The organism is Mesorhizobium sp. AR07, assembly GCF_024746815.1.
Lineage (GTDB): Bacteria > Pseudomonadota > Alphaproteobacteria > Rhizobiales > Rhizobiaceae > Mesorhizobium.
This window is the reverse complement of the sequence record NZ_CP080525.1, coordinates 3,118,085-3,138,499: the sequence shown is the minus strand read 5'-3', so window position 1 is coordinate 3,138,499 and position 20,415 is coordinate 3,118,085. Positions and strand designations below refer to the sequence as shown.

Genomic DNA, 20,415 nt, shown 5'->3' with positions numbered 1-20,415 from the left:
GCTCAGCGCGCCTTGGCGGTCGCCAGCGCGCGCGAAAAGGCCGTCGCAAAACTCTCGCGGGAGTCAGGGTCCAGAAAACCGCCGATCGGCACGTTCTGGCCTTGTCCCTCCACCGTCATCCTGGTGATGCCGATCTCGGCATGACGGGCGACCGAGAACCGCGCCCAGAACGGGTTGAAGCGATGCGCTTCCGATTTTCCCGAGGGTGCTGTCTTGCGGATGTCGAGGCTGGTGCGCGAGACGGACACCTCTTCGCTGGCACGCGCGGCACGGTAGTTGGCGCGAAAGGCGATGTAGACGGCGACCACGTCGAGGCCGAAGAAGCCGAACACCGGCCAGGCGCCGCGTGACAGGAAAAACGCGCCTGTCGCCAGCCAGCCGAACAGCAGCGCGCCCATCAGCACGGCAAAACCGGTTTTGCCCAGCGACCGATGCGGCGTCAGCAGTGCGCGAAAGAATGGTTCGTCGGCCTGAAATGAGGCGTTTGTGTCGCTCATGGCTAGATATTATAGGAAGGAAATGGCGAGCCCCAAGTCCAAAGAATCCTCCATGCCCAAAAAAGAGCTGTTGCCCGGCCGGCGTGACGGGTCGAATGCCAAGCCGCGCCCGCAGCCGGTGCGGCGCTCTTCGCGCTACAGCGCGGCCGAGGTGCATGAGATATTCCGGCGCTTTTCCGTCCAGCGGCCGGAACCGAAGGGCGAGCTCGAGCACGTCAACGCTTTCACGCTGCTGGTGGCGGTGGTGCTGTCGGCGCAGGCGACCGATGCCGGTGTCAACAAGGCGACGCGGGCGCTGTTCAAGGTCGCCGATACGCCGCAAAAGATGCTGGCGCTGGGCGAAGCCAAGGTTGGCGACCACATCAGGACCATCGGGCTCTGGCGCAACAAGGCCAAGAACGTCATTGCGCTGTCGCAGGCGCTGATCCGCGACCATGGCGGCGAGGTGTCTGACGACCGCGACCAGCTGGTCAAGCTGCCGGGCGTCGGGCGCAAGACCGCCAACGTCGTGCTCAACATGGCGTTCGGCCAGCATACGATGGCGGTCGACACGCATATTTTCCGCATCGGCAACCGGCTCGGCCTGGCGCCCGGCAAGACGCCGGAACAGGTCGAACAAGGACTGCTGAAGATCATTCCGGACGAGTATATGCGCCACGCGCATCACTGGCTGATCCTGCATGGCCGCTATGTCTGCAAGGCGCGCAGGCCGGATTGCCCGGCCTGCATCATCGCCGATATCTGCAAGGCGCAGGAGAAGACGACCGACGTGCCGGCGCCGCTGGTACCGATCGCGTCGCTTGAAACGGCCGTCGCCGAAAATCAGGAGCCGTAGCCGCGCGCCATCGCCGCGGCGAAGGCCGGGATCAGCAGGAAGATGAACGCCTCGGCGCGGATATAGGTCTTCACCGAAGCAAGCTCGGCTGCCGGCACCAGGAACGAGGGATTGGCGCCGGCCTGCCTGTTCCAGGAAATGAAGCGAATGGTCGGGATGATCGACAGCAGGCCAACGATGCCAAATGCCGCCATCTTGGCCCAGAACACCCAGTTGTAGACGTAGAATTCCCAACCCTTGAGGCCATAGAAGACGCGGCCGATGCCGACGATGATGATCAGCGAGGCGATGATGCCGTAGTGGCGGTCGATGCCGGCCAGCCGCTTGAGTGTCGCGGCGGCCAGATCGCCGCGGATCAGCACGAACTCGGCGCCGATGATCCCGGCCAGGGAAAACACCAGCAGATGATGGACAATGGCAAGCACAAGATCGGTGGTGTCCATGCTCTTTCCCTTGGGTTTGACGGCGCCGGCCCGCATTTGGAAAGGGTCGCGCCGGCAGGTGCTGAATCAGCCTGTCGTGAAAATACACTGTCGCGCGGAATTCCCATAGCGGAGCTGGAAGGCCCGCGTGCGGTGTTGACCAACCCGCGTGCGGTGTTGACCAACCCGCGTGCGGTGTTGACGCGAAATTCCGCCACTGTAGTTTCCGAGCATGACCGGATTGAAGCGCGCCCTGAACCCGATGCCCGACGATGTCCGCGCGGCCCTGACGGAGCGCGGCGTGATGGTCGCCTATGAGGTCCGGCCGGACTACCAGAAGAACGATTACCTCGGCAGGATCGGCCGCGCCAAGCGGCCGGATACCAGGCAGAAACGGCTCGACCAGATGCTGGACGAGCTGCGGCGCGGCGGCGTCTACATGAACATGGCCTGGCGCGGCTGAGAACGATTTTCTCGTCTGGAAGATGACATGCCCTGCCTTGGCCCCTTGCCTGGCCCGGACAATTTGCTAAGCGCCGGGTAGACAAGCAAGGCAGATACAATGAGCAACCCGCAAGCCGCCAGCGCTCCAGCCATCGAGACGCAGCGAACCATTCTGCGGACACACCGGCTGGGCGATTTCGACGCCTATGTCACGATGTGGACCGATCCCGTCGTCACCCGTTTCATCGGCGGCAAGCCGCGTACGCGCGAAGAAAGCTGGATGCGCTTCCTGCGGCATGCCGGCCTGTGGTCGCTGCTCGGCTACGGTTTTTGGGCGATCGAGGAGAAGGCGACGGGCCGTTTCATCGGCGAGGCCGGCTTTCACGATCTGAAGCGCGGCATGGAGCCGTCGATCGAAGGCATTCCCGAGGCCGGGTGGGCGCTCGTTCCTGCCGTGCACGGCGCAGGCTTCGCCACCGAGGTGGTTGGCCGCATCCTGGCATGGGGCGAAGAGACGTTCGGGCCTGCCAAGACCGTCTGCATCATCGATCCGGAAAACGCCGCTTCGCTGAACGTCGCGACGAAATGCGGTTACCGGGAAGTGGTGCGGACCACCTACCACGACGCTCCGACCATCCTGCTGGAGCGGCTGCCCTGAGCGGCGTCATCGACTGGACATACCCGCTCTGCTAAGCATCGATCATAGTTCGAAGGGGGGATGATCGATGCATGCATTCAAGACGACAGCCATCACGTTTTAGCCATCACGTTTTTCTGGGCGGGGCTTGTTCTCGCCAGCCGCAGTGTCAGCACGCCTGTGGCCAGCAATGACGACGAGGCGGGTCGCGCCAAGAACCGCCGTGTGGTTCTGGTCAAATTGAACTGACGAAGTCCGGCAGCAGTGCCTCCGATCATCCGGCCTTGCGCAGCTTGCGCGCGAGGTCGCTCCACAGATCGCCATCGGTATCGGGTGCGGCGCCCGGATTGAGCAATTTCGTCGAAACATCGAAAGGCCGCGGCTTGGCAATCGCATAGCCCTGCGCGTAGTCGACGCCGATCTTTTTCAAGGCGGCGATGATGCCGTCGCTTTCGACAAACTCGGCGATGGTGCGTTTGCCCATCACCTTGCCGATATGGTGGATCATCTCGACCATGGCGCGGTCGATGCGATCCTCCAGCATGTCCTTGACGAAGCTGCCATCGATCTTGAGGTAGTCGACCGGCAGGTGCTTCAGATAGGCGAAGGACGACATGCCGGAGCCGAAATCGTCGAGGGCGAAACGGCAGCCCAGCCCGCGCAGATCGGCAATGAAGCGCATGGCGCTGGTCAGATTGGCGATGGCGCTGGTTTCGGTGATCTCCAGGCAGATCATGGCAGGCGAAATGCCATGGAGGAGGAACTGCTCGCGCAGGAAGCCGAGAAACGTCTCGTCGCCGAAACTCGCTCCGGAAAGATTGATGGCGCAGGTGGCGATCGGCGCCGTGCGCGGGTCGGCTTGCCGCGCGGCCAGAATGGCGAAGGTGTTGCGAACCACCCAGCGGTCGATCGACGGCATCAAGCCGTAGCGTTCGGCCGCGGGGATGAAGCTCTGCGGAGTGACGAAGCTGCCGTTTTCGTCGGTCAGCCGCAACAGTATCTCGATATGCGCGCCTGACTCGGCGGCGTCGTCGTTGAGCGGCCAGATTTCCTGGGCATGAAGCCTGAAGCGGTTTTCTTCGAGTGCGATGTGCAGACGTTGCACCCAGGCCATCTCGCCGACGCGCTCCCGCAAGGCCATGTCGCCGTCGCTGTGGATCTGGACACGGTTGCGGCCCTTTTCCTTGGCCATGTAACAGGCGACGTCGGCGGCCCGCAGCGTTTCCTCGATCGACACTTCGGCATTGGCGATCTGCACCATGCCGATGCTGACGCTGCTGTTGAAGGGCCTGCCATCCCAGGCGAAATGCAGGTCCTGCACCGCCGCGCGCAGCCGTTCGGCGATGTCGGCCGCATTGTCGGCATCGCAATCGACGAGCAGCACGCCGAACTCGTCGCCGCCCAGCCGGGCCGGCACATCGCCTGGCCGCAATTCATGGGTCAGCAGCGCTGAGATCCGGCGCAGCAACTGGTCGCCCGCGGCGTGGCCGCAGGTATCGTTGACCAGCTTGAACTGGTCGAGATCGAGATACATCAGCGCGTGCTGGCGCGGCTGGTGCTGCAAGTCCGCGATCGTTCTTTCCAGCCGGCTTTCGAAATCACGCCGGTTGGCCAGCCCGGTCAACGCATCATGCGATGCCTGCCATGACAGCCGCTCGATATAGTCCTCTTCGCGTGTCATGTCGTGGAAGGCGAGCACCGCGCCGACGACGCGGCCGGAGACGAGCAGCGGCGCACCGGTTAGCGCGACGGGAACAACCGAGCCGTCCGGCCGCTGCAGCAATTGCGGACGCGCGCTGGAACGGCGCGGCTCGCCAGCCAGCAGGCGTTCGATCAGCCTGGTGTCCTCGACACTGGTGTCCTTGTCCACAAGGCGAAACAGCGACGCGATGGGCTTGCCCCTGGCGGCGCCGAGCGGGCATGCCAGCAATCTTTCGGCGACGGCGTTCATGTAATCCAGCCGCCCGTCGGCGCCGGTGCTGATGACGGCCTGTCCGATCGAGGCCAGGGTGATCTGGGCGCGCTCACGCTCGGTATTGAGCGCCATCTGGAATGCCTGACGCTGCGCCAGGAGTTTGCGCGTGCGCCATACGGCAAGCAGGATCAGCAAGGCGGCGATGACCAGATTGGCAAAGGTGAGCAACATCTTGATGAAGCGCGATCCCTCGCCGAGGCTGTCCGAGAACGCTTTGGAAAGCGGGCCGATCTGACGATCGAGCTGATGAATCTCCGCTTTCCAGGTGCTGATCTCGGCTGCCGATGCCGGTCCTTTGCCGAGCTTCTCGTGCATCGAGTCACCGAGCCGCTGGATGGCGAGGATCATGGTGTCGGCGGCCGTCCAGTGCCGGATGGCGGCGTCGAGATAGCTGAAGCCGCGGAAATTCCGGAACAGCCAGATCATTCCCGTCACGTCGTCCGGGTGGTTTCTACCCTGCAGGAAGCCGGCGCGCGCCGCATTGGTGTCGGGCGCGAACTGCTCGAGCGCAAGGCGGGCCGAACGATCAGCCAGCGGAACGGCGATCGCCGCGCTGTACTCGCCGAAGAATTCCTCTTTGCCGGTGTCGGCATAGAGGTTGAGAAAATAGATGGCGTGCTTTTGTCCCTTGGACCACTGGCTCTCGCCGCCAACATAGGCGCGAACCGCCGATAGCGTGTAGAGGCTGAGGCTGGCAACCAGTGCCTGAACAAGAACGACGGCGATGAAGGGCCAGACGAGCCCGAGAAGACGGGGGTTCGCGTCCATCGATGACAGCTTCATCGAATTTCCATGGACTTGCCATGATCCCTGTCAGCGCCTGCCCGACTGTTTCATCCGTCGGTTGAGACGATGTTTCTTCCTCATGCCGCTCATCTGGCGACAACAATCCGGTTATCATGAGGGGACTTAACAGCGAATAAAGGTCGCAACTATTTGCGAGGTCGATTCTTGCCGCGGGAGACCGAATATTACGCAACGTCATGCAATTGCTAAAAATTGCATCAGGTTGTATTCGAAAGCTCGCGCAGACGCGCATCGCGCTTTGCCTCGGCCCGACTGGCCAATCGACGCGACTACACAACGTCCGCCGCGAGGCTCGCTTGCTCAAGCATGGAGGCGTCCTCGCCGAAGGCGCGGGTGGCACGGGCCGCCGCTTCGAGCAACGGGCGTTTCATGCGCTGAAGAAACGCCGCGTCGACGCGCGTGCTGGGGCCGGCCAGCGTCAAGGCGCCGAGCAAGGCCCGACCCGGCCCGAACACCGGCGCCGACACGCCCGCCGTCTCGGGATCGCGGTCGCCGACGGCGAGGCAGTTGCAGGTCTTGCGGATGGTCTCGTAGGGTTCGCCCGGCTGGCCGGAAAACGCCGCAAGCACGCGGCCGCCCGAGCCGACCAGCAGAGGTAGCACGTCGCCTTCGCGGATCGTGTAGCGGATCGGATGCTTGGATTCGACGCGGTAGAGGCAGGTGCGGACGTCGCCCGACCGAACATAGAAGGCAATGCTCTCCCAGCTTCGCTCGGAAAGGTCGCGCATGATCGGCAGCAGGATGTCGACCGCCACGACCGAACGCTGATAGAGGGCGCCGAGCCGGAAGGCGGCCGGTCCGACTCGGTAACGGCCATCGTCCAGACGCTCGAGCAACTGCCCGCGCAGAAGGGAATTCGCAAGCCGCAGGATGGTGCTTTTGTAGAGGCCGGTGCGCGCCGCGATTTCGGCCAGGCTGAGCGAGCGGTCGGCCGTGGTGAAGGCATCGAGGATGGCAATCGCCCGGTCAAGCGCGGCAACACCTTCGGCAGCCGCGTGCCTGATGTCTGGATCAGCCGATCTGCTTGATGAGTCCATTTGCGGTTCCCAATCCGGAGAAGCCCCGAGCGGAGCCACTCTATCGCGCCGTAAGAATGTTCTGTCCAGCAGAATGACGTTCCTGTTGACAGAACTCGGTAACATCTGCTTGAACTCGATTACGGGTCTGGATTCAGGCGCGTTTTGGCAGGCACCGGAGGAGGTGTCGTGATTTGGAGGAATCCCATGCTGAACAGACGCAGATTTTTGATGAGCACGGCGGCGGCAGGCGCTGCCAGCCTTGCAGGACTTCATCTTTCACCCGCCTTCGCCGAAGGCGCACCGCAGATCCAGATTTTCGTGCCGGCGGCGCCCGGCGGCGGCTGGGACCAGACAGGGCGCACGATGGACCAGGTGCTGCGCGGCGAGAAACTTATCTCCGGCTCGCAGATCACCAATGTCGGCGGCGCCGGCGGCACGGTCGGGCTGCCGCAGTTCATCAGCCAGTGGAACGGCAAAGGCAACTCCCTGATGGTTGCCGGTATGGTCATGGTTGGCGCCATCATCGCCAACAAGGCTGCCAACAATCTCACGCAAGTGACGCCGATCGCGCGCCTTACCGGAGAGTTCGAGGCTTTGGTGGTGCCGGCCGAGTCGCCGTTCAAGACGGCCGCCGATTTCGTCGCCGCGCTCAAGGCCGATCCGACAAAGGTTCCTGTTGCTGGCGGTTCCGCCGGCGGCTCGGATCACATCCTGTTCGGCCTGATTGCCAAGACCGTCGGCGTGCCGGCGACAAGCCTGTCCTACGTGCCGTTCGCTGGTGGCGGCGAAGCGTTGTCGGCGCTGCTCGGCAACCAGGTGGCGGCCGGCATCTCCGGCTTCGGCGAGTTCTCCGAACAGGTCAAGGCGGGCGCGCTGCGGCTGCTTGCCATCTCGGCCGACAAGCGCCAGGACGGCATCGACGCGCCGACGCTGAAGGAAGCCGGCATCGACGTCGAGCTGTTCAACTGGCGCGGCGTCTTCGCACCCCCCGGCGTTTCAGATGCCGACAAGGCGGCGATGATCGCGCTGGTCGAAAACATGGCAAAGAGCGATGCCTGGGCGACCGAGTGCAAGAACCGCAACTGGACGCCGATCCTGCTCACCGGTGACGATTATGCGAAATTCGTCACCGAGGATTCGGCCCGCATCGAGGCCATCCTGAAAGATCTCGGGCTTGCCTGATCTCCCCGGAAGGGGCGGCGCACGCCGCCCCTTCTCGCATGGAATGCACAGCCGGCATGAAACCGCGGTGAGGACCAGCCGTACGGTGCCGCGCATCTTGGCCAGCTATCCTGGGCAAGCTATCCGGGGCCAGCTATCTTGGGGAGGATAACCATGAGCAGCAGCGACCAGCAGGCGGCGGCGCCGCGCCTGGCGGTGTCGGAATTGTTGATCGGCATCGGGCTCCTGGCCTGCGCCGGCGCGGTGGCCTGGCAGACACTGGCGATCCCGGTGTCGCCACTCTACTCAAAGGTCGGCCCGACCGTCTTTCCCTACCTCACCATGGTTGGCCTGGTGTTGCTTTCGCTGTTGCTTATCCTCGCCGCATTGCGCGGCGGCTGGCAGCCGGAGGAGGAAAAGGAAACGTCGACCGACTGGAGGGCGATGGGTTTCGTCGTCATCGGCCTGCTCGCCAATCTGCTCCTCATCCAGTCGCTCGGCTTCACGGCGGCATCCGTCATCATGTTCGTTCTCGTCTGCTACGGCTTCGGCAGCAAGCGCACGCTGCGCGACGCAGGGCTCGGCCTGATCCTGGCGCTGGCCGCCTATTTCGGCTTCGCCAGGGCGCTCGGCGTCAACATCGGCGCCGGCTTCATCGAGAACCAGCTGAACACGGCGATCGATGCGATCATCGGCACGTTTGGAGCCTGATGCCATGGAAACGCTCGGACATCTCGCGCACGGCTTCTCGGTTGCCTTCACCCCGGTCAATCTTCTGTGGTGCCTGCTCGGCACCACGCTCGGCACCGCCATCGGCGTGCTGCCCGGTCTCGGGCCGGCGCTGACCATCGCGCTGCTTTTGCCGATCACCTACCAGGTGGCGCCGGAAGCCTCCTTCATCCTGTTCGCCGGCATCTACTACGGCGCCATGTATGGCGGCTCGACGACGTCGATCCTGCTCAACACGCCCGGCGAAAGCGCAACCATCGTCACCGCGCTGGAAGGCAACAAGATGGCCCGATCCGGCCGTGGTGGCGCGGCACTCGCCACCTCGGCCATCGGCTCCTTCGTCGCCGGCACCATCGGCACGATGGGCGTCGCCTTCCTCGCGCCGGTGGTGGTCAAATTCGCGCTCGCCTTCGGCCCGGCCGAATATTTCTCGCTGATGGTGCTGGCCTTCATCACGGTTTCGGCGGTGCTCGGCTCCTCGTCGGTGCGCGGCCTCACCAGCCTGTTCGCCGGCTTCGTCATCGGCTTGATCGGCGTCGACCTGCAGACCGGCCAGCCGCGCTTCACCTTCGGCATGACCGAGCTGCTCGATGGTGTCGATGTCATCATTGTTGCCGTCGGCCTCTTCGCCGTCGGCGAGACACTCTACATGGCTTCGCGCCGCTATGCCGGCAAGGACGAGATCGTGCCGCTGAAGGGCTCGCTCTACATGACAGCAGCCGAATGGGGACGTTCGTGGAGGCCCTGGCTGCGCGGTGCGGCGATCGGCTTTCCGATCGGCGCCATGCCAGCCGGCGGTGCCGAAATCCCGACCTTCCTGTCCTACGCCGTCGAAAAGAAGCTGTCGAAGCACAAGGAGGAGTTCGGCACCGTCGGCGCCATCGAAGGCGTCGCCGGCCCGGAAGCCGCCAACAATGCGTCCGCCGCCGGCGTGCTGGTGCCGATGCTGACGCTCGGCCTGCCGACCTCGGCGACGGCGGCGATCATGCTGTCGGCGTTCCAGAGCTACGGCATCAATCCCGGGCCGCTGCTTTTGACCACGCAGGGCGATCTCGTCTGGGGGCTGATCGCCAGCCTGTTCATCGCCAACGTCATCCTCGTCATCCTCAATCTGCCGCTGATCGGGCTGTGGGTGCGGCTGTTGAAGATCCCGGCGCCGCAGCTCTACGCCGGCATCCTGGTGTTCGCCACCGTCGGCACCTATGGCATCTCGCAATCGCCTGTCGACCTCGTCATCCTCTATCTCCTGGGGGCGGCCGGCTTCCTGATGCGGCGCTTCGATTTCCCGACCGCGCCCGTCATCATCGGCATGATCCTGGGGCCGCTCGCAGAAACCCAGTTCCGCCGGGCGATGACCATCTCGAATGGCGACTGGTCGGTTTTCTACAAGCATCCGCTGTCGCTGACGCTGCTGACGCTCGCCTTCATCGGCCTGGTCGGGCCGCATATCTGGGCCTATGTCGAGCGCCGAAGGCGGCGTGGACCGGAGCACGTGCCCGGCGATGCCTGATCGATCTCTGATGTCATGACCGAACTGCTTTCCGGTATCCGCGTTCTCGACCTGACCAATGTTCTGGCTGGCCCTTACTGCGCCTATCAGCTGGCGTTGCTCGGGGCCGATGTGATCAAGGTCGAGGCGCCGCAAGGCGGCGACCTGGCGCGCCAGCTCGGCGGTTCCCCCGAACTCAACGGCGCCGGCATGGGCACCTCGTTCCTGGCGCAGAACGCCGGCAAACGATCGGTGGTGCTCGACCTCAAGAAGCCGGCCGATCGCGAACGCTTCCTCGATCTCGTCGCCAGCGCCGATGCCCTGGTGGAGAATTTCCGCCCCGGCGTGATGGACCGGCTCGGCCTTGGCCACGAGGCGCTGAAAGTGGTCCGCCCCGGCCTTGTCTATTGCGCGATATCCGGCTTCGGCCAGACTGGGCCGATGCGCGACAATCCGGCCTACGACCAGATCATCCAGGGCTTGTCGGGAATCATGAGCATCACCGGTACGCCGGAAACGGCGCCATTGCGGGTCGGCTACCCCGTCGCCGACACGCTTGGCGGACTGGTCGGTGCGTTTGCTGTCGCCGCGGCACTGGTGCGGCAAAGGACGGGCGGCGAGGGCGCTTTTCTCGATGTCTCGATGCTCGAATGCACGCTTTCGGCGCTCGGCTGGCCGGTCTCCAACTATCTGACCGCCGGTGTCGATCCGCGGCCGATGGGCAATGAGAACATGACCGCGGCGCCCTCCGGCGCCTTTCGCACCGGCGACGGGCTGCTCAACATCGCCGCCAACAAGCAGGAGCAGTTCGTGGCGCTGTGCCGGCTGATCGATCGACCGGAGTTGGCCGGGGATGCCCGGTTTGCCGAGCGGGAGACGCGCAAGCGCAACCGTGCGGCGCTTAAGGTCGAGATCGAGAGAGCCCTGGCGAACGCATCGGCGGCGACCTGGGAAGAGACGTTCAATCGTGCCGGCGTGCCGGCGGGCAGGGTGCTGACGATCCCGCAAGTGCTGGCCGAGCCGCAAGTGCTCGAACGCCAGGTGACCGCGAATTTTCACGGCGTGGCCGGCATGGACAGGCCGCTGACCGTTCTGCGCGGCGGCTTCATGGTCGATGGTGCGCCACCGCTGCCGACGAGGCCGCCGCCGGCGTTGGGCGCGCATATGGACGAGGTTTTCGCCGACCTGCCGCCGCGCGCCAAGGCAAAGGTACGGGCATGAGCGAGACCGTGAAGAAAACCGACCGTGAGCGCGGCGAGGAATGGTGGCGGACCGACATCATCGAGATGCGGCCGGGTGTCATCCGGCTGCGCGGCTACGAGATCCAGGACCTGATCGGCAGTGTCAGCTTCCCGGCGATGATCTGGCTGATGCTGCGCGGCGAACTGCCCAGCGAGGACCAGGCGGCGCTGCTCGGCATTGCGCTGGGTGCCGCCGTCGACCATGGCCCGCAGGCGCCGTCGATCGCCATCGCCCGGATGGCGGCAACCTGCGGCGTCGGCATCAACAGCGCCATGGCCTCAGCCATCAACGTGCTCGGCGACGTGCATGGCGGCGCCGGCGAACAGGCGTTGTCCTTCTACGGCGACATCGCCGCGGCGCTCGACGGCGGCATGACGCTGAAGGAAGCCGTCTCGGCGCGGCTGGACCGGTTCTTCGCCGAGGAAAAGGGTTATGTCCCTGGGCTCGGCCATCGCTTCCATCCGGTCGACCCGCGCGCGCCGCGCCTGCTGGGACTGACCCGCGAGTTTGCCGCGCGCGGTGTCGTCAATGGACGTTTCGCCGACATCGCCGAGGCGATCGAGGCGGACGTCGCACGGCGCAAGGGGAAAAGGATACCGCTCAACATCGATGGCGCGACCGCCGTCATTTATGGCGAACTCGGCTTCCCGCCGCCGCTGACGCGCGGGCTTTTCGTGCTGTCACGCTCTGTCGGCATCCTGGCGCATGCCTGGGAGCAGTCGCAGCAAGCCGAGCGAAACAAGGGACCGCTGCCGCGTGAATGGTTGTGGGCCTATGGCGGCACACCGGCGCGGCCTTTTCCCGAAGGGGACGACACGAGCGAGTGAGGCTCTGACTCAGGCTGGGGCGATCGGCGCGGACCGGGCAATCGTCAACGTGTTCACCAGCGTCGAAAGGTCAGGTTCGTCGATGAGCATGGCCGCCTCGGCCGGCGCCAGCCAGGCCCGCTGCCGTCGTTTGGCTTCCTGCCAGTCGGCCAGTTCCTCGGTCACCTCCAGCAGATAGACGATGACGTCGACACGGACGAAGCGGTTGGTCAGCCGTTTCCAGTAGGTATAGGTGCCGGCCGGTTCCTTCAGAGTCTTGCCGAGCACGCCGGCTTCCTCTTGTGCCTCGATGGTGGCCGCCTTGCGTCCGCTCTTGCCCTTCATCGGCCAACCCTTAGGGACGATGAAGCGCCTGGTGGTTCGCGATGTGACCAGCATCACCTCGATATCGCCGTGTGCGTTCAGCCGAAAGGGGATAGCCGCCACCTGACGGATCCTCTCGCCCTTCTTTGCCTTGCGTACGGCCTTTTTCTTGGTGGCTGCCATTCGTGAATCCAGTCGATGCCATGCCGCATAGCGTGACAAGGCATCGTTGCAAAACCAAAACTTTCGCGTGTGCCGAAAGGCACCCCGAATACATAAGTCGGCTAATAAATTAAAAACGCCGGCTTGTCAGCGGCAATTGTTTACGGCGATGCTGCCGATGATCTGCGTCGTGCAGCTTGGCTTGAGCTGCGGCACGATCGGTTGCGGCTGCTGGACGATCTGGCGATCCTGGGCACGATACTGCTGCTGTTGCTGCTGGTATTGCTGCCGCTGCACCCTGTTCTGCAGGATTTGCAGATCGTTCTGCCGGATCAGCGCATTGCTGCCGTTGAGGGAATCGAGGGCCTGGGCGGAAGCGGGCAGGCAAGCGCCGACCAGCACCATCGTGGCCAGCACCGCCGATGTGAAAATCGTTGTTGGTCGAAGCGCCGACATCCGCTCATTCCCGCATGAAAGAAATCCTGACCTTAATATAGGACGTCTGTCCGGTTGTGCCATATCCAGGCGCCGATCGAAGCGAAATCGGGTTGCTGATCGCGGAAGGCCGCCTCGCGGCAGCGGAGAATCTGCCTGGCAGCCCCGCATTGCACTTGACGGAGGCAGTCGATTCGCCGCTCTATCGCGTCGGTGCCGGCCTTGAGATGAGTGGCCTCAACGGCGTCGGCATGTCCGTCGGATGTGCCTCCGGCGAAACGGTAAACAGAACGCGATCGGCGCGTCTCACAAGGCCAGCTTCAACTGGCCCGAGGCGGAGCCGGGCGGGAGGGGGCTTGATGAGGAAGTACGCGTATTTCGTGGCGATGCTGGGTGTTGCCTGCGTGGTCGGTGTGCCGGCCGTGGCGGCGCAAACCAAGACCGACAAGGCGGTGGCGGCGCCCGCCGCCGATGCGCCGCAACTGCCTGGCGGGGCGTCGGCGCTGTCCGAAACCCATGGCGACTGGACGGTCAATTGCCAGATATCAGGCACGACCAAGGTCTGCAGCCTTTCGCATCAGCAATTCAACAAGCAAAACAACCAGCGCCTGCTGGCGATCGAGCTGTCGAGCAAGACCGGCGAGGATGCCACGGGTACGCTCGCCCTGCCGTTTGGCCTGGCACTGGCCAAGGGCGTCAGCCTGACCATCGACGACCAGAAGCTGGATGGCAGCCTGCCATTCAACACCTGCCAGGCGGTCGGCTGCCTGGTGCCGGTGGCATTCGATGCGACCCTCACGCCGCTGCTGAAGGCAGGCACCACCCTGAAGATCGATGCCTTCGCCGCCGACACCGGACAAGCGGTGAGCTTCTCCATTCCGCTCAACGGCTTCGGCGGCGCGCTTGCCCGAACAGCGCAGCTTTTGGCCAATTGACGGCTGAGGTGGTGTAGAGCCGGAGGACGCCGCAGCGCGCTACAGTGGCGCGCTCATAAGGCGACGAGACGTTGGCTGCAGGACGCTCCGGCTCTACTGCTCAGACGACGATTGTCTTCAACCGTTCGGCGATCAGGGCGGCGAGCCGCGCCGCCACCTCGTCCTTGTCCATCTCGGGCCACTCCTCGACGCCGGCCTTGGACACGATCCGTACCCGATTGCGATCGCTGCCCATCACGCCCGACGGACCGATGCCGCTTTCGTGCGACACGTCGTTGGCGACGATGAGATCGGCGCCTTTCTTCCTGAGCTTGGCCTCGGCGTTGCGCAAGAGATCCTGTGTCTCGGCGGCGAAGCCAATCACAAGGCCGGGTCGCTGGCTGTGATGGCCGACCCCGGCGAGAATGTCGGGGTTTTCGACCATGCGCAGCACCGGTGGTCCTTCGCCCGAGATCTTCTTGATCTTCTCGCCGGCCGAATTCTCGCTGCGCCAGTCGGCAACGGCGGCGACGAACACCGCCGCATCGGCAGGCAGAAGCTGCTCCACCGCATCGCGCATTTCTTGCGCCCGTTCGACATGGATGGTTTTCACGCCGGCTGGATCGGCAATGGTGACCGGGCCGGAGACGAGGCGCACATCGGCGCCGAGCCTGGCCAATGCCGCCGCGATGGCGTGGCCCTGCTTGCCCGACGAACGGTTGGCGATGTAGCGCACCGGGTCGATCGGCTCATGCGTCGGCCCGGAGGTGACGATGATCTTGCGTCCCGACAGCGGCTTGGGGCCGGCATCGAGCAGCGCCTCGATGGCGGCGACGATCTCCAGCGGCTCGGCCATGCGGCCTTCGCCCGCCTCATTGCTTTCGGCCATCTCGCCCTTGGCCGGGCCGACGAAGGCAACGCCGTCCTTCTGCAGCGTCGCGCGGTTGCGGCGGGTCGCCGGATGCGCCCACATTCTAGGGTTCATGGCCGGCGCCATCAAAACCGGCTTGTCGGTGGCGATCAGCACCGTCGAGGCAAGATCGTTGGCGTGGCCGTTGGCAAGCTTGGCCATGAGGTCGGCGGTGGCGGGCGCAACCACCAGAAGGTCGGCCTCGCGCGACAGCCTGATGTGGCCGACATCATGCTCGTCATTGCGGTCGAACAGGTCGGTGAAGACATGGTCGGCGGAAAGCGCGCCGACCGACAGCGTGGTGACGAATTCCCGCGCTGCCGATGTCATGACCACTCGCACCGCAGCACCCCGCTCGCGCAGCCGGCGGATGAGATCCAGCGCCTTGTAGGCGGCGATGCCGCCGCCGATGATGAGCAGGATGCGCTTGCCGGAGAGGCTCATGCCCGAGACCAGTTCTTGTCCAGTGTCATGCCGGCTTCAGCGCCGGTTCGATATCGGTATGGATGAAATCATTGCCCTTGAAAAGCAGTGGCAGGTTTCGCGTCTTGGCCAGGGCGTAAGCGAAACAGTCGCCCATGTTGAGATCAGCGCGATGATGAGACCCACGGCCATAGAGAGAGTAGGCAAGCCGTGCGACTTCAAGTTGCGCCAAGTCGAAAGGAACTACCGTCAGCTCGAGAAGATCGATCAGCATCTTGAGTTCGTTGACATTAACGCCATCACTCGACCGGCTCGCGACACAATGCGCCTCCAGCAGCGTCGCTGTGCTTATCAGTGCAAAAGATGAGGTTCCGAAAACATCGACGAATGCAGCGGCATCCGACTCCGCGCCAAGGATTGCGATCAACGCCGAGGTATCGACTGCGACTGTCACAGAAGTCCCTCGTCCCACATATGGTCAGTAATCGCCTTGAGATCAAAAGGGCGTTCCAGCTTCCGCCCGAGCGCCAAGATTTCGTCACGGGAAGCCCTTAGCCGCCACGCCCCATTCTCAAGCCTGGTTTTTGGGATTGCCGCCTCACGCAAGGCATCCCGCACTTCCTGCTCCATCGAAACGCCGCGCGCGGCGGCGCGCTCGCGAAGCACCTGCTTCACGCTGTCGTCAAGATTGCGAACTGTTATCGTGCTCACGGTCTTGCTCCTTGTCGCTTAACATAGGCAACAAGCAGCGTGACTGCAATGACAGCATTGCTGTCATTGCAGTCACTCAGGCCAGCTTCCAGGCGATATAGACCAGCGTCAACGCGATCACCCACAGGGCCAGGCGTCCGGAGCGGCTGTAGCGCGCCTCGGCCTTGCCGATGGCGCGGGCGGTGGTCTCGTCGAAACGCAGGCCGTGCTCGGCCATCAGGTCGATCTCGCGCGACAGCCGATCGGTGCGCGCCGCAAGCTCGGGCGCCTGGCGGGCCAGCGTCAGCAGCGCCTTGGCGCCGTCGCGCGCATCGATCATCATGCCGCGCGGGCCAAGGTTGCCGGCGATCCAGCCGCCGACCACCGGTTCGGCCGTCTTCCACATGTTGAAGGCCGGGTCGAGTGTGCGCGCCACACCCTCGACCACCACCATGGTCTTTTGCAGCAGGATCAGTTCCGGCCGAGTCGCCATGTCGAAGAGTTCGGTCACCTCGAACAGCAGCGTCAAGAGCTTGGCCATCGAAATGGTCTCGGCCGGCTGGCCGTGGATCGGCTCGCCGATGGCGCGGATCGCTTGCGCGAAGGCCGCGACATTGTGCTGGCGCGGCACGTAGCCGGCCTCGAAATGCACTTCCGCGACGCGCAGATAGTCGCGCGTGATGAAGCCGTAGAGGATTTCGGCGAGGAAGCGGCGCTCCTTCTTGCCGAGCCGGCCGGCAATGCCGAGATCGACGGCGACGATGGTGCCATTGGCTTCGACGAACAGGTTTCCAGGATGCATGTCGGCGTGGAAGAAGCCGTCGCGCAGCGTATGGCGCAGAAACGACTGGATGAGGTTGGCGGCGATGATTTTCAGGTCATGACCGGCAGCGGCAAGGCCGGCGATGTCGTTCATCTTGACGCCGTCGACCCATTCCATGGTCAGCACGTCGCGGCCGGTGCGCTCCCAGTCGACGGATGGCACGCGAAAGCCGGGATCATCCTTAGTGTTCTCGCCGAGCTCCGAAAGGGCAGCCGCCTCGAGCCTGAGATCCATCTCGATCTTGGTGGTCTGCGCCAGCGTCTCGGTCACCTCGACCGGCCGCAGCCGGCGCGACGAAGGGATGTATTTTTCCTGCAGGCGGGCGGCGAGGAAATAGCTTTCGAGGTCCTGGAAGAAGCGGCGGCGCACGCCCGGCCGGATCACTTTCACCGCCACCTTGGTGGCAGTGCCGTCATGCATGGTGTCGGCGGCATGGACCTGGGCGATGGAGGCGGCTGCGACCGGGTCGCCGAATTGCGCGTAGAGATCGCCGACCTTGCGCCCGAGCGAAGCCTCGATCGCCGCAACCGCTTCAGCCCTGGGGAAGGTGTGCATCTTGTCCTGCAACATGGCGAGATCGAGCGCCATGTCGTTGCCGACGACGTCAGGCCGCGTCGCCAGGAACTGACCGAGCTTGACATAGGACGGTCCGAGCCGAACCACCGCCTTGGCCAGCCGGTCGCTTCGCTCATAGGCCAACGCGCGGCGGCGGGTGAACAGCCGCGCCAGCCGCCAGCCGAACTTCGGCAGGCCGGACAGCTCCTCGCCCGGCAAGGCGGCGACGACGCCCTCGCGCACCAGTACCCAGCCGGCCCGTACGAGCCGAAATCCTGCGCTGACGGTGCTCATGGCCGTGCCCGTCCTGCCGGTTGTCTAGACCGGTGCAGGCCATACCGGGCGTGAGAAATGCGGTCCAGCCTCAAAGCTTCCAGCCCGAATGAAGTGCCGCGATGCCACCGGAATAGTTGCGGAACGAGACGCGATCGAAGCCCGCGCGTGTGATCATGGAAGCAAAATTGGCCTGGTTGGGAAACCTGGCGATCGATTCGACCAGATAGGAATAGGGTTCGCCGTCGCCGGTGACCATCTTGCCGATCCTTGGGATGACGTTGAACGACCAGGCTTCATAGGCCTTGTCGAGCAGCGGCATCTCGACTTCGGAAAATTCGAGGCACAGGAACCGCCCGCCCGGCTTCAGCACGCGGAACGCTTCCGCGAGCGCAACATCGATGCGCGGCACGTTGCGGATGCCGAAAGCGATGGTGTAGGCGTCGAACGTCGCCTCAGTGAAGGGCAGTTCCTCGGCATTGGCCTCGACGAAGTCGGTGTTGCCGGAGAGGCCTTTCTTTTCGGCTCGGTCGCGGCCGACGGCGAGCATCGAGCCATTGATGTCGAGCACTGTTGCGTGGGCATTGCCGTGGCTGGCGTCGACGATGCGGAAGGCGATGTCACCAGTGCCGCCGGCAACGTCGAGCACGCGCCAGCCGGCCCTCTTGGGAGGATTGAGCCAGGTGACCATGGCATCCTTCCACAGCCGGTGCAGGCCGGCCGACATCAGATCGTTCATCAGGTCGTAGCGGTTGGCGACCTTGTGGAAAACATCGTTGACCAGGGACTGCTTGTCGCCAGCCCCTACACGCTTGAAACCATAGGAGGTTTCCATGCCGCCAGCGGCCGTGGTTCTCTCAACCGACATTTTTTTGATCCGTCATAAAACCGGCGGGACCATAGCCGATCGATGGTGCGGGCGCTATTGTTTAAGGCGCGGTGTTCAGCCGCGCTTCCAGGTGGTGGGTTTTCAAGACCTGGACTGACCGACGGGATGATTGAATGCTTTTGAAAGCGGAATTGCACTGCCATATTGAAGGGGCAGCGGCGCCCGAACTCGTCATCCGCCAGGCGCAGAAATACGGCAAGGACACCTCGCCCTATATCCAGAACGGTTCGTTCGTCTGGCACGATTTCACGTCCTTTCTCGCGGCTTACGATTTTTCCTCCGATCTGTTCCGGACCGAGGAGGACTATGCGCGGCTGGCCGACCATTATCTGACCAGCCTCGCCCGCGACGGCGCGATCTATTCCGAGGTGTTCACTTCGCCCGACCATGCCACGAAGGCCGGGCTGTCGCCCAAGGCCTATACCGACGCGCTTGGCGAAGGTATGGCTCGCGCCAAGGCCAAGACCGGCATAGAGGGCCGCATGATCGTCACCGGCGTGCGCCATGTCGGCGTCGAATCGATCGAGCAGGCGGCGCGCTTCGCGGCGCGCTGCGGACATCCGCTAGTCACCGGTTTCGGCGTCGCCGGCGACGAGCGCATGGGCGACATGGAGGACTATGTCAGGGCCTTCGAGATCGCCCGCGAAGCCGGGCTCGGCATCACAGTCCATGCCGGAGAGTTGACAGGCTGGGAGACCGTCCAAGCGGCGCTCGATCACATCCGTCCCTCCCGTATCGGCCATGGCGTGCGTGCCATCGAGAATCCGGACCTTGTCCGGCGCATTGCCGATGAAGGCGTCGTGCTGGAATGCTGCCCCGGCTCCAACATCGCGCTCAAGGTGTTCGATAGTTTTGCCGACCATCCGTTTGCGGCGCTGCAGGCCGCCGGTTGCAAGGTGACGCTCAACTCCGACGATCCGCCCTATTTCTGGACCTCGCTGAAGCGCGAATACGACATTGCCGCCGAGCATTTCTCGATGAACGAAAAGGCGCTGACCGCCGTCACCAGAACGGCCATCGAGGCCGCTTTCGTCGACCGCAAGACCAAGACGGCGCTTCTCGCCCGTCTCAACGGTGCCTCTCGTTGATTTCTTCCGACAAAGCTGTGGTCGGTGCAGGCCAAGCGGTTCCTTGGCCGGCGCATTGTCGCTAGGGTTCGCTCAAGCAGCTTGAAGCGCGGCGCGTCCGAACGGACCATGCGCGCACTTTCGGGCGCAGGCATCAGGAGAACATCATGCAGGGCGTCACCGTCGTCGACCACCCGCTTGTCCAGCACAAGCTGACCATCATGCGCAAGAAGGAGACCTCGACGGCCGGCTTCCGGCGGCTGCTGCGCGAAATCTCGCTGCTGCTCGGCTACGAGGTCACCCGCAACCTCGAACTGACGACGACAACCATCGAAACGCCGATGGAAACCATGGAAGCGCCGACGCTGGAGGGCAAGAAGCTGGTCTTCGCCTCGGTGCTGCGCGCCGGCAACGGCTTGCTGGAAGGCTTGCTCGACCTGGTGCCGGCGGCGCGCGTCGCCCATGTCGGTCTCTACCGCGATCACGAAACGCTGGAGGCGGTCGAGTATTTCTTCAAGGCGCCGAGCGACCTTGCCGACCGGCTGGTCATCGTCGTCGATCCGATGCTGGCGACCGCCAATTCGGCGATCGCGGCGATCGACAAGCTGAAAGAGCGCGGCGCCACCAACATCCGCTTCCTCTGCCTGCTGGCGGCGCCCGAAGGCATCGAGCGTTTCACCAAGGCGCATCCGGACGTTCCCGTCTTCACCGCCTCGATCGACCGCCAGCTCAACGAGAAGGGCTACATCATGCCCGGCCTCGGCGATGCCGGCGACCGCATGTACGGGACCAAGTAGTACCAGGCAAAGTTGCCTGGTACGATTTACCAAATGTTTACGCAAAGGCGCGGTTTTGGCGCGCGTTAAAGCGGCGAACACCATCCGGCG

Annotated in this window: 23 protein-coding genes; 12 read left to right on the top strand and 11 right to left on the bottom strand. The window is 64.0% G+C overall.

What is annotated here, in order from left to right:
- Nucleotides 1-2: 2 nt before the first annotated feature.
- A complete protein-coding gene (locus BPNPMPFG_RS15940; RefSeq protein ID WP_258596435.1) occupies nt 3-497 on the bottom strand; it encodes a DUF2244 domain-containing protein in 495 nt (164 codons plus the stop codon).
- Between the two features lie 22 nt (nt 498-519).
- Between BPNPMPFG_RS15940 and nth the strand changes: the two genes are divergently transcribed.
- Complete coding sequence (nth, locus tag BPNPMPFG_RS15935; protein WP_258596777.1) at nt 520-1,332, top strand: endonuclease III; 813 nt, start codon at nt 520-522, stop codon at nt 1,330-1,332.
- Here the strand turns inward: nth and BPNPMPFG_RS15930 are convergent.
- Nucleotides 1,320-1,775: a DUF2214 family protein gene (locus BPNPMPFG_RS15930; RefSeq protein WP_258596434.1), complete on the bottom strand. Its 456-nt coding sequence runs from the start codon at nt 1,773-1,775 to the stop codon at nt 1,320-1,322. The genes nth and BPNPMPFG_RS15930 overlap by 13 nt on opposite strands.
- Before the next feature lie 211 nt (nt 1,776-1,986).
- Here BPNPMPFG_RS15930 and BPNPMPFG_RS15925 point away from each other — a divergent pair, with 211 nt between their 5' ends.
- The 3 genes from BPNPMPFG_RS15925 (at nt 1,987) to BPNPMPFG_RS15915 (ending at nt 3,084) form a co-directional block, all read left to right on the top strand.
- Complete coding sequence (locus tag BPNPMPFG_RS15925) at nt 1,987-2,217, top strand: YdeI/OmpD-associated family protein (RefSeq protein ID WP_258596433.1); 231 nt, start codon at nt 1,987-1,989, stop codon at nt 2,215-2,217.
- Between the two features lie 99 nt (nt 2,218-2,316).
- Nucleotides 2,317-2,856, top strand: a complete 540-nt coding sequence (locus BPNPMPFG_RS15920) for a GNAT family N-acetyltransferase (protein WP_258596432.1) — start codon at nt 2,317-2,319, stop codon at nt 2,854-2,856.
- A gap of 60 nt (nt 2,857-2,916) precedes the next feature.
- Nucleotides 2,917-3,084 carry a hypothetical protein gene (locus tag BPNPMPFG_RS15915; protein ID WP_258596431.1) on the top strand — a complete coding sequence of 56 codons (168 nt, stop codon included), beginning with the start codon at nt 2,917-2,919 and terminating at the stop codon, nt 3,082-3,084.
- Between the two features lie 25 nt (nt 3,085-3,109).
- Here the strand turns inward: BPNPMPFG_RS15915 and BPNPMPFG_RS15910 are convergent, their stop codons facing one another.
- Both BPNPMPFG_RS15910 and BPNPMPFG_RS15905 read right to left on the bottom strand, forming a co-directional pair.
- Nucleotides 3,110-5,593: an EAL domain-containing protein gene (locus tag BPNPMPFG_RS15910; protein ID WP_258596430.1), complete on the bottom strand. Its 2,484-nt coding sequence runs from the start codon at nt 5,591-5,593 to the stop codon at nt 3,110-3,112.
- Nucleotides 5,594-5,886: 293 nt separating this feature from the next.
- Nucleotides 5,887-6,654, bottom strand: coding sequence for an IclR family transcriptional regulator (locus tag BPNPMPFG_RS15905; protein ID WP_258596429.1), 768 nt, complete (start codon nt 6,652-6,654; stop codon nt 5,887-5,889).
- Between the two features lie 186 nt (nt 6,655-6,840).
- On the opposite strand from BPNPMPFG_RS15905, the gene BPNPMPFG_RS15900 reads away from it, so the two are divergent.
- The 5 genes from BPNPMPFG_RS15900 (at nt 6,841) to BPNPMPFG_RS15880 (ending at nt 12,084) form a co-directional block, all read left to right on the top strand.
- On the top strand, nt 6,841-7,818 hold the full coding sequence (locus BPNPMPFG_RS15900; RefSeq protein ID WP_258596427.1) for a Bug family tripartite tricarboxylate transporter substrate binding protein: 978 nt from the start codon (nt 6,841-6,843) through the stop codon (nt 7,816-7,818).
- A gap of 153 nt (nt 7,819-7,971) precedes the next feature.
- A complete protein-coding gene (locus BPNPMPFG_RS15895; protein WP_258596425.1) occupies nt 7,972-8,508 on the top strand; it encodes a tripartite tricarboxylate transporter TctB family protein in 537 nt (178 codons plus the stop codon).
- Nucleotides 8,509-8,512: 4 nt separating this feature from the next.
- Nucleotides 8,513-10,036 carry a tripartite tricarboxylate transporter permease gene (locus tag BPNPMPFG_RS15890; RefSeq protein ID WP_258596423.1) on the top strand — a complete coding sequence of 508 codons (1,524 nt, stop codon included), beginning with the start codon at nt 8,513-8,515 and terminating at the stop codon, nt 10,034-10,036.
- A gap of 15 nt (nt 10,037-10,051) precedes the next feature.
- Nucleotides 10,052-11,236, top strand: coding sequence for a CaiB/BaiF CoA transferase family protein (locus BPNPMPFG_RS15885; RefSeq protein ID WP_258596421.1), 1,185 nt, complete (start codon nt 10,052-10,054; stop codon nt 11,234-11,236).
- Nucleotides 11,233-12,084 (top strand): citryl-CoA lyase, encoded by an 852-nt coding sequence (locus BPNPMPFG_RS15880; RefSeq protein WP_258596419.1) that lies wholly within the window; start codon nt 11,233-11,235, stop codon nt 12,082-12,084. The genes BPNPMPFG_RS15885 and BPNPMPFG_RS15880 overlap by 4 nt, the downstream gene beginning before the upstream one ends.
- Before the next feature lie 9 nt (nt 12,085-12,093).
- Here BPNPMPFG_RS15880 and BPNPMPFG_RS15875 read toward each other — a convergent pair whose 3' ends face one another.
- The gene (locus BPNPMPFG_RS15875) at nt 12,094-12,570 is read right to left on the bottom strand and encodes an NUDIX hydrolase (protein ID WP_258596417.1); all 477 of its coding nucleotides are present in this window, start codon (nt 12,568-12,570) and stop codon (nt 12,094-12,096) included.
- Between the two features lie 126 nt (nt 12,571-12,696).
- Nucleotides 12,697-12,954, bottom strand: coding sequence for a hypothetical protein (locus tag BPNPMPFG_RS15870; RefSeq protein ID WP_258596415.1), 258 nt, complete (start codon nt 12,952-12,954; stop codon nt 12,697-12,699).
- Nucleotides 12,955-13,343: 389 nt separating this feature from the next.
- Here BPNPMPFG_RS15870 and BPNPMPFG_RS15865 point away from each other — a divergent pair, with 389 nt between their 5' ends.
- Nucleotides 13,344-13,919, top strand: coding sequence for an invasion associated locus B family protein (locus tag BPNPMPFG_RS15865; RefSeq protein WP_258596414.1), 576 nt, complete (start codon nt 13,344-13,346; stop codon nt 13,917-13,919).
- Between the two features lie 100 nt (nt 13,920-14,019).
- On the opposite strand, the gene coaBC is transcribed toward BPNPMPFG_RS15865, so the two are convergent.
- From coaBC to ubiE, 5 genes are all read right to left on the bottom strand, one after another.
- A complete protein-coding gene (coaBC, locus tag BPNPMPFG_RS15860; protein ID WP_258596413.1) occupies nt 14,020-15,252 on the bottom strand; it encodes a bifunctional phosphopantothenoylcysteine decarboxylase/phosphopantothenate--cysteine ligase CoaBC in 1,233 nt (410 codons plus the stop codon).
- A gap of 25 nt (nt 15,253-15,277) precedes the next feature.
- Nucleotides 15,278-15,658 (bottom strand): type II toxin-antitoxin system VapC family toxin, encoded by a 381-nt coding sequence (locus BPNPMPFG_RS15855; RefSeq protein WP_258596412.1) that lies wholly within the window; start codon nt 15,656-15,658, stop codon nt 15,278-15,280.
- A 23-nt stretch (nt 15,659-15,681) separates the two neighbouring features.
- Nucleotides 15,682-15,942, bottom strand: coding sequence for a FitA-like ribbon-helix-helix domain-containing protein (locus tag BPNPMPFG_RS15850; protein WP_258596411.1), 261 nt, complete (start codon nt 15,940-15,942; stop codon nt 15,682-15,684).
- A 76-nt stretch (nt 15,943-16,018) separates the two neighbouring features.
- Nucleotides 16,019-17,593, bottom strand: a complete 1,575-nt coding sequence (ubiB, locus tag BPNPMPFG_RS15845; protein ID WP_258596410.1) for a 2-polyprenylphenol 6-hydroxylase — start codon at nt 17,591-17,593, stop codon at nt 16,019-16,021.
- A gap of 70 nt (nt 17,594-17,663) precedes the next feature.
- Nucleotides 17,664-18,440: a bifunctional demethylmenaquinone methyltransferase/2-methoxy-6-polyprenyl-1,4-benzoquinol methylase UbiE gene (gene ubiE, locus BPNPMPFG_RS15840; protein WP_258596409.1), complete on the bottom strand. Its 777-nt coding sequence runs from the start codon at nt 18,438-18,440 to the stop codon at nt 17,664-17,666.
- Between the two features lie 134 nt (nt 18,441-18,574).
- Between ubiE and BPNPMPFG_RS15835 the strand changes: the two genes are divergently transcribed.
- Together BPNPMPFG_RS15835 and upp are read left to right on the top strand one after the other, a co-directional pair.
- Nucleotides 18,575-19,549 carry an adenosine deaminase gene (locus BPNPMPFG_RS15835; protein WP_258596408.1) on the top strand — a complete coding sequence of 325 codons (975 nt, stop codon included), beginning with the start codon at nt 18,575-18,577 and terminating at the stop codon, nt 19,547-19,549.
- Nucleotides 19,550-19,695: 146 nt separating this feature from the next.
- A complete protein-coding gene (upp, locus tag BPNPMPFG_RS15830) occupies nt 19,696-20,325 on the top strand; it encodes a uracil phosphoribosyltransferase (protein ID WP_023671129.1) in 630 nt (209 codons plus the stop codon).
- Nucleotides 20,326-20,415: the final 90 nt, after the last annotated feature.

Excerpts from the sequence above, each read along its gene's own strand:
- BPNPMPFG_RS15940 (WP_258596435.1), bottom strand. The coding sequence starts at position 497 with ATGAGCGACACAAACGCCTCATTTCAGGCCGACGAACCATTCTTTCGC.
- nth (WP_258596777.1), top strand. The coding sequence starts at position 520 with ATGGCGAGCCCCAAGTCCAAAGAATCCTCCATGCCCAAAAAAGAGCTG.
- BPNPMPFG_RS15930 (WP_258596434.1), bottom strand. The coding sequence starts at position 1,775 with ATGGACACCACCGATCTTGTGCTTGCCATTGTCCATCATCTGCTGGTG.
- BPNPMPFG_RS15925 (WP_258596433.1), top strand. The coding sequence starts at position 1,987 with ATGACCGGATTGAAGCGCGCCCTGAACCCGATGCCCGACGATGTCCGC.
- BPNPMPFG_RS15920 (WP_258596432.1), top strand. The coding sequence starts at position 2,317 with ATGAGCAACCCGCAAGCCGCCAGCGCTCCAGCCATCGAGACGCAGCGA.
- BPNPMPFG_RS15915 (WP_258596431.1), top strand. The coding sequence starts at position 2,917 with ATGATCGATGCATGCATTCAAGACGACAGCCATCACGTTTTAGCCATC.
- BPNPMPFG_RS15910 (WP_258596430.1), bottom strand. The coding sequence starts at position 5,593 with ATGAAGCTGTCATCGATGGACGCGAACCCCCGTCTTCTCGGGCTCGTC.
- BPNPMPFG_RS15905 (WP_258596429.1), bottom strand. The coding sequence starts at position 6,654 with ATGGACTCATCAAGCAGATCGGCTGATCCAGACATCAGGCACGCGGCT.
- BPNPMPFG_RS15900 (WP_258596427.1), top strand. The coding sequence starts at position 6,841 with ATGCTGAACAGACGCAGATTTTTGATGAGCACGGCGGCGGCAGGCGCT.
- BPNPMPFG_RS15895 (WP_258596425.1), top strand. The coding sequence starts at position 7,972 with ATGAGCAGCAGCGACCAGCAGGCGGCGGCGCCGCGCCTGGCGGTGTCG.
- BPNPMPFG_RS15890 (WP_258596423.1), top strand. The coding sequence starts at position 8,513 with ATGGAAACGCTCGGACATCTCGCGCACGGCTTCTCGGTTGCCTTCACC.
- BPNPMPFG_RS15885 (WP_258596421.1), top strand. The coding sequence starts at position 10,052 with ATGACCGAACTGCTTTCCGGTATCCGCGTTCTCGACCTGACCAATGTT.
- BPNPMPFG_RS15880 (WP_258596419.1), top strand. The coding sequence starts at position 11,233 with ATGAGCGAGACCGTGAAGAAAACCGACCGTGAGCGCGGCGAGGAATGG.
- BPNPMPFG_RS15875 (WP_258596417.1), bottom strand. The coding sequence starts at position 12,570 with ATGGCAGCCACCAAGAAAAAGGCCGTACGCAAGGCAAAGAAGGGCGAG.
- BPNPMPFG_RS15870 (WP_258596415.1), bottom strand. The coding sequence starts at position 12,954 with ATGGTGCTGGTCGGCGCTTGCCTGCCCGCTTCCGCCCAGGCCCTCGAT.
- BPNPMPFG_RS15865 (WP_258596414.1), top strand. The coding sequence starts at position 13,344 with ATGAGGAAGTACGCGTATTTCGTGGCGATGCTGGGTGTTGCCTGCGTG.
- coaBC (WP_258596413.1), bottom strand. The coding sequence starts at position 15,252 with ATGAGCCTCTCCGGCAAGCGCATCCTGCTCATCATCGGCGGCGGCATC.
- ubiB (WP_258596410.1), bottom strand. The coding sequence starts at position 17,593 with ATGAGCACCGTCAGCGCAGGATTTCGGCTCGTACGGGCCGGCTGGGTA.
- ubiE (WP_258596409.1), bottom strand. The coding sequence starts at position 18,440 with ATGTCGGTTGAGAGAACCACGGCCGCTGGCGGCATGGAAACCTCCTAT.
- BPNPMPFG_RS15835 (WP_258596408.1), top strand. The coding sequence starts at position 18,575 with ATGCTTTTGAAAGCGGAATTGCACTGCCATATTGAAGGGGCAGCGGCG.
- upp (WP_023671129.1), top strand. The coding sequence starts at position 19,696 with ATGCAGGGCGTCACCGTCGTCGACCACCCGCTTGTCCAGCACAAGCTG.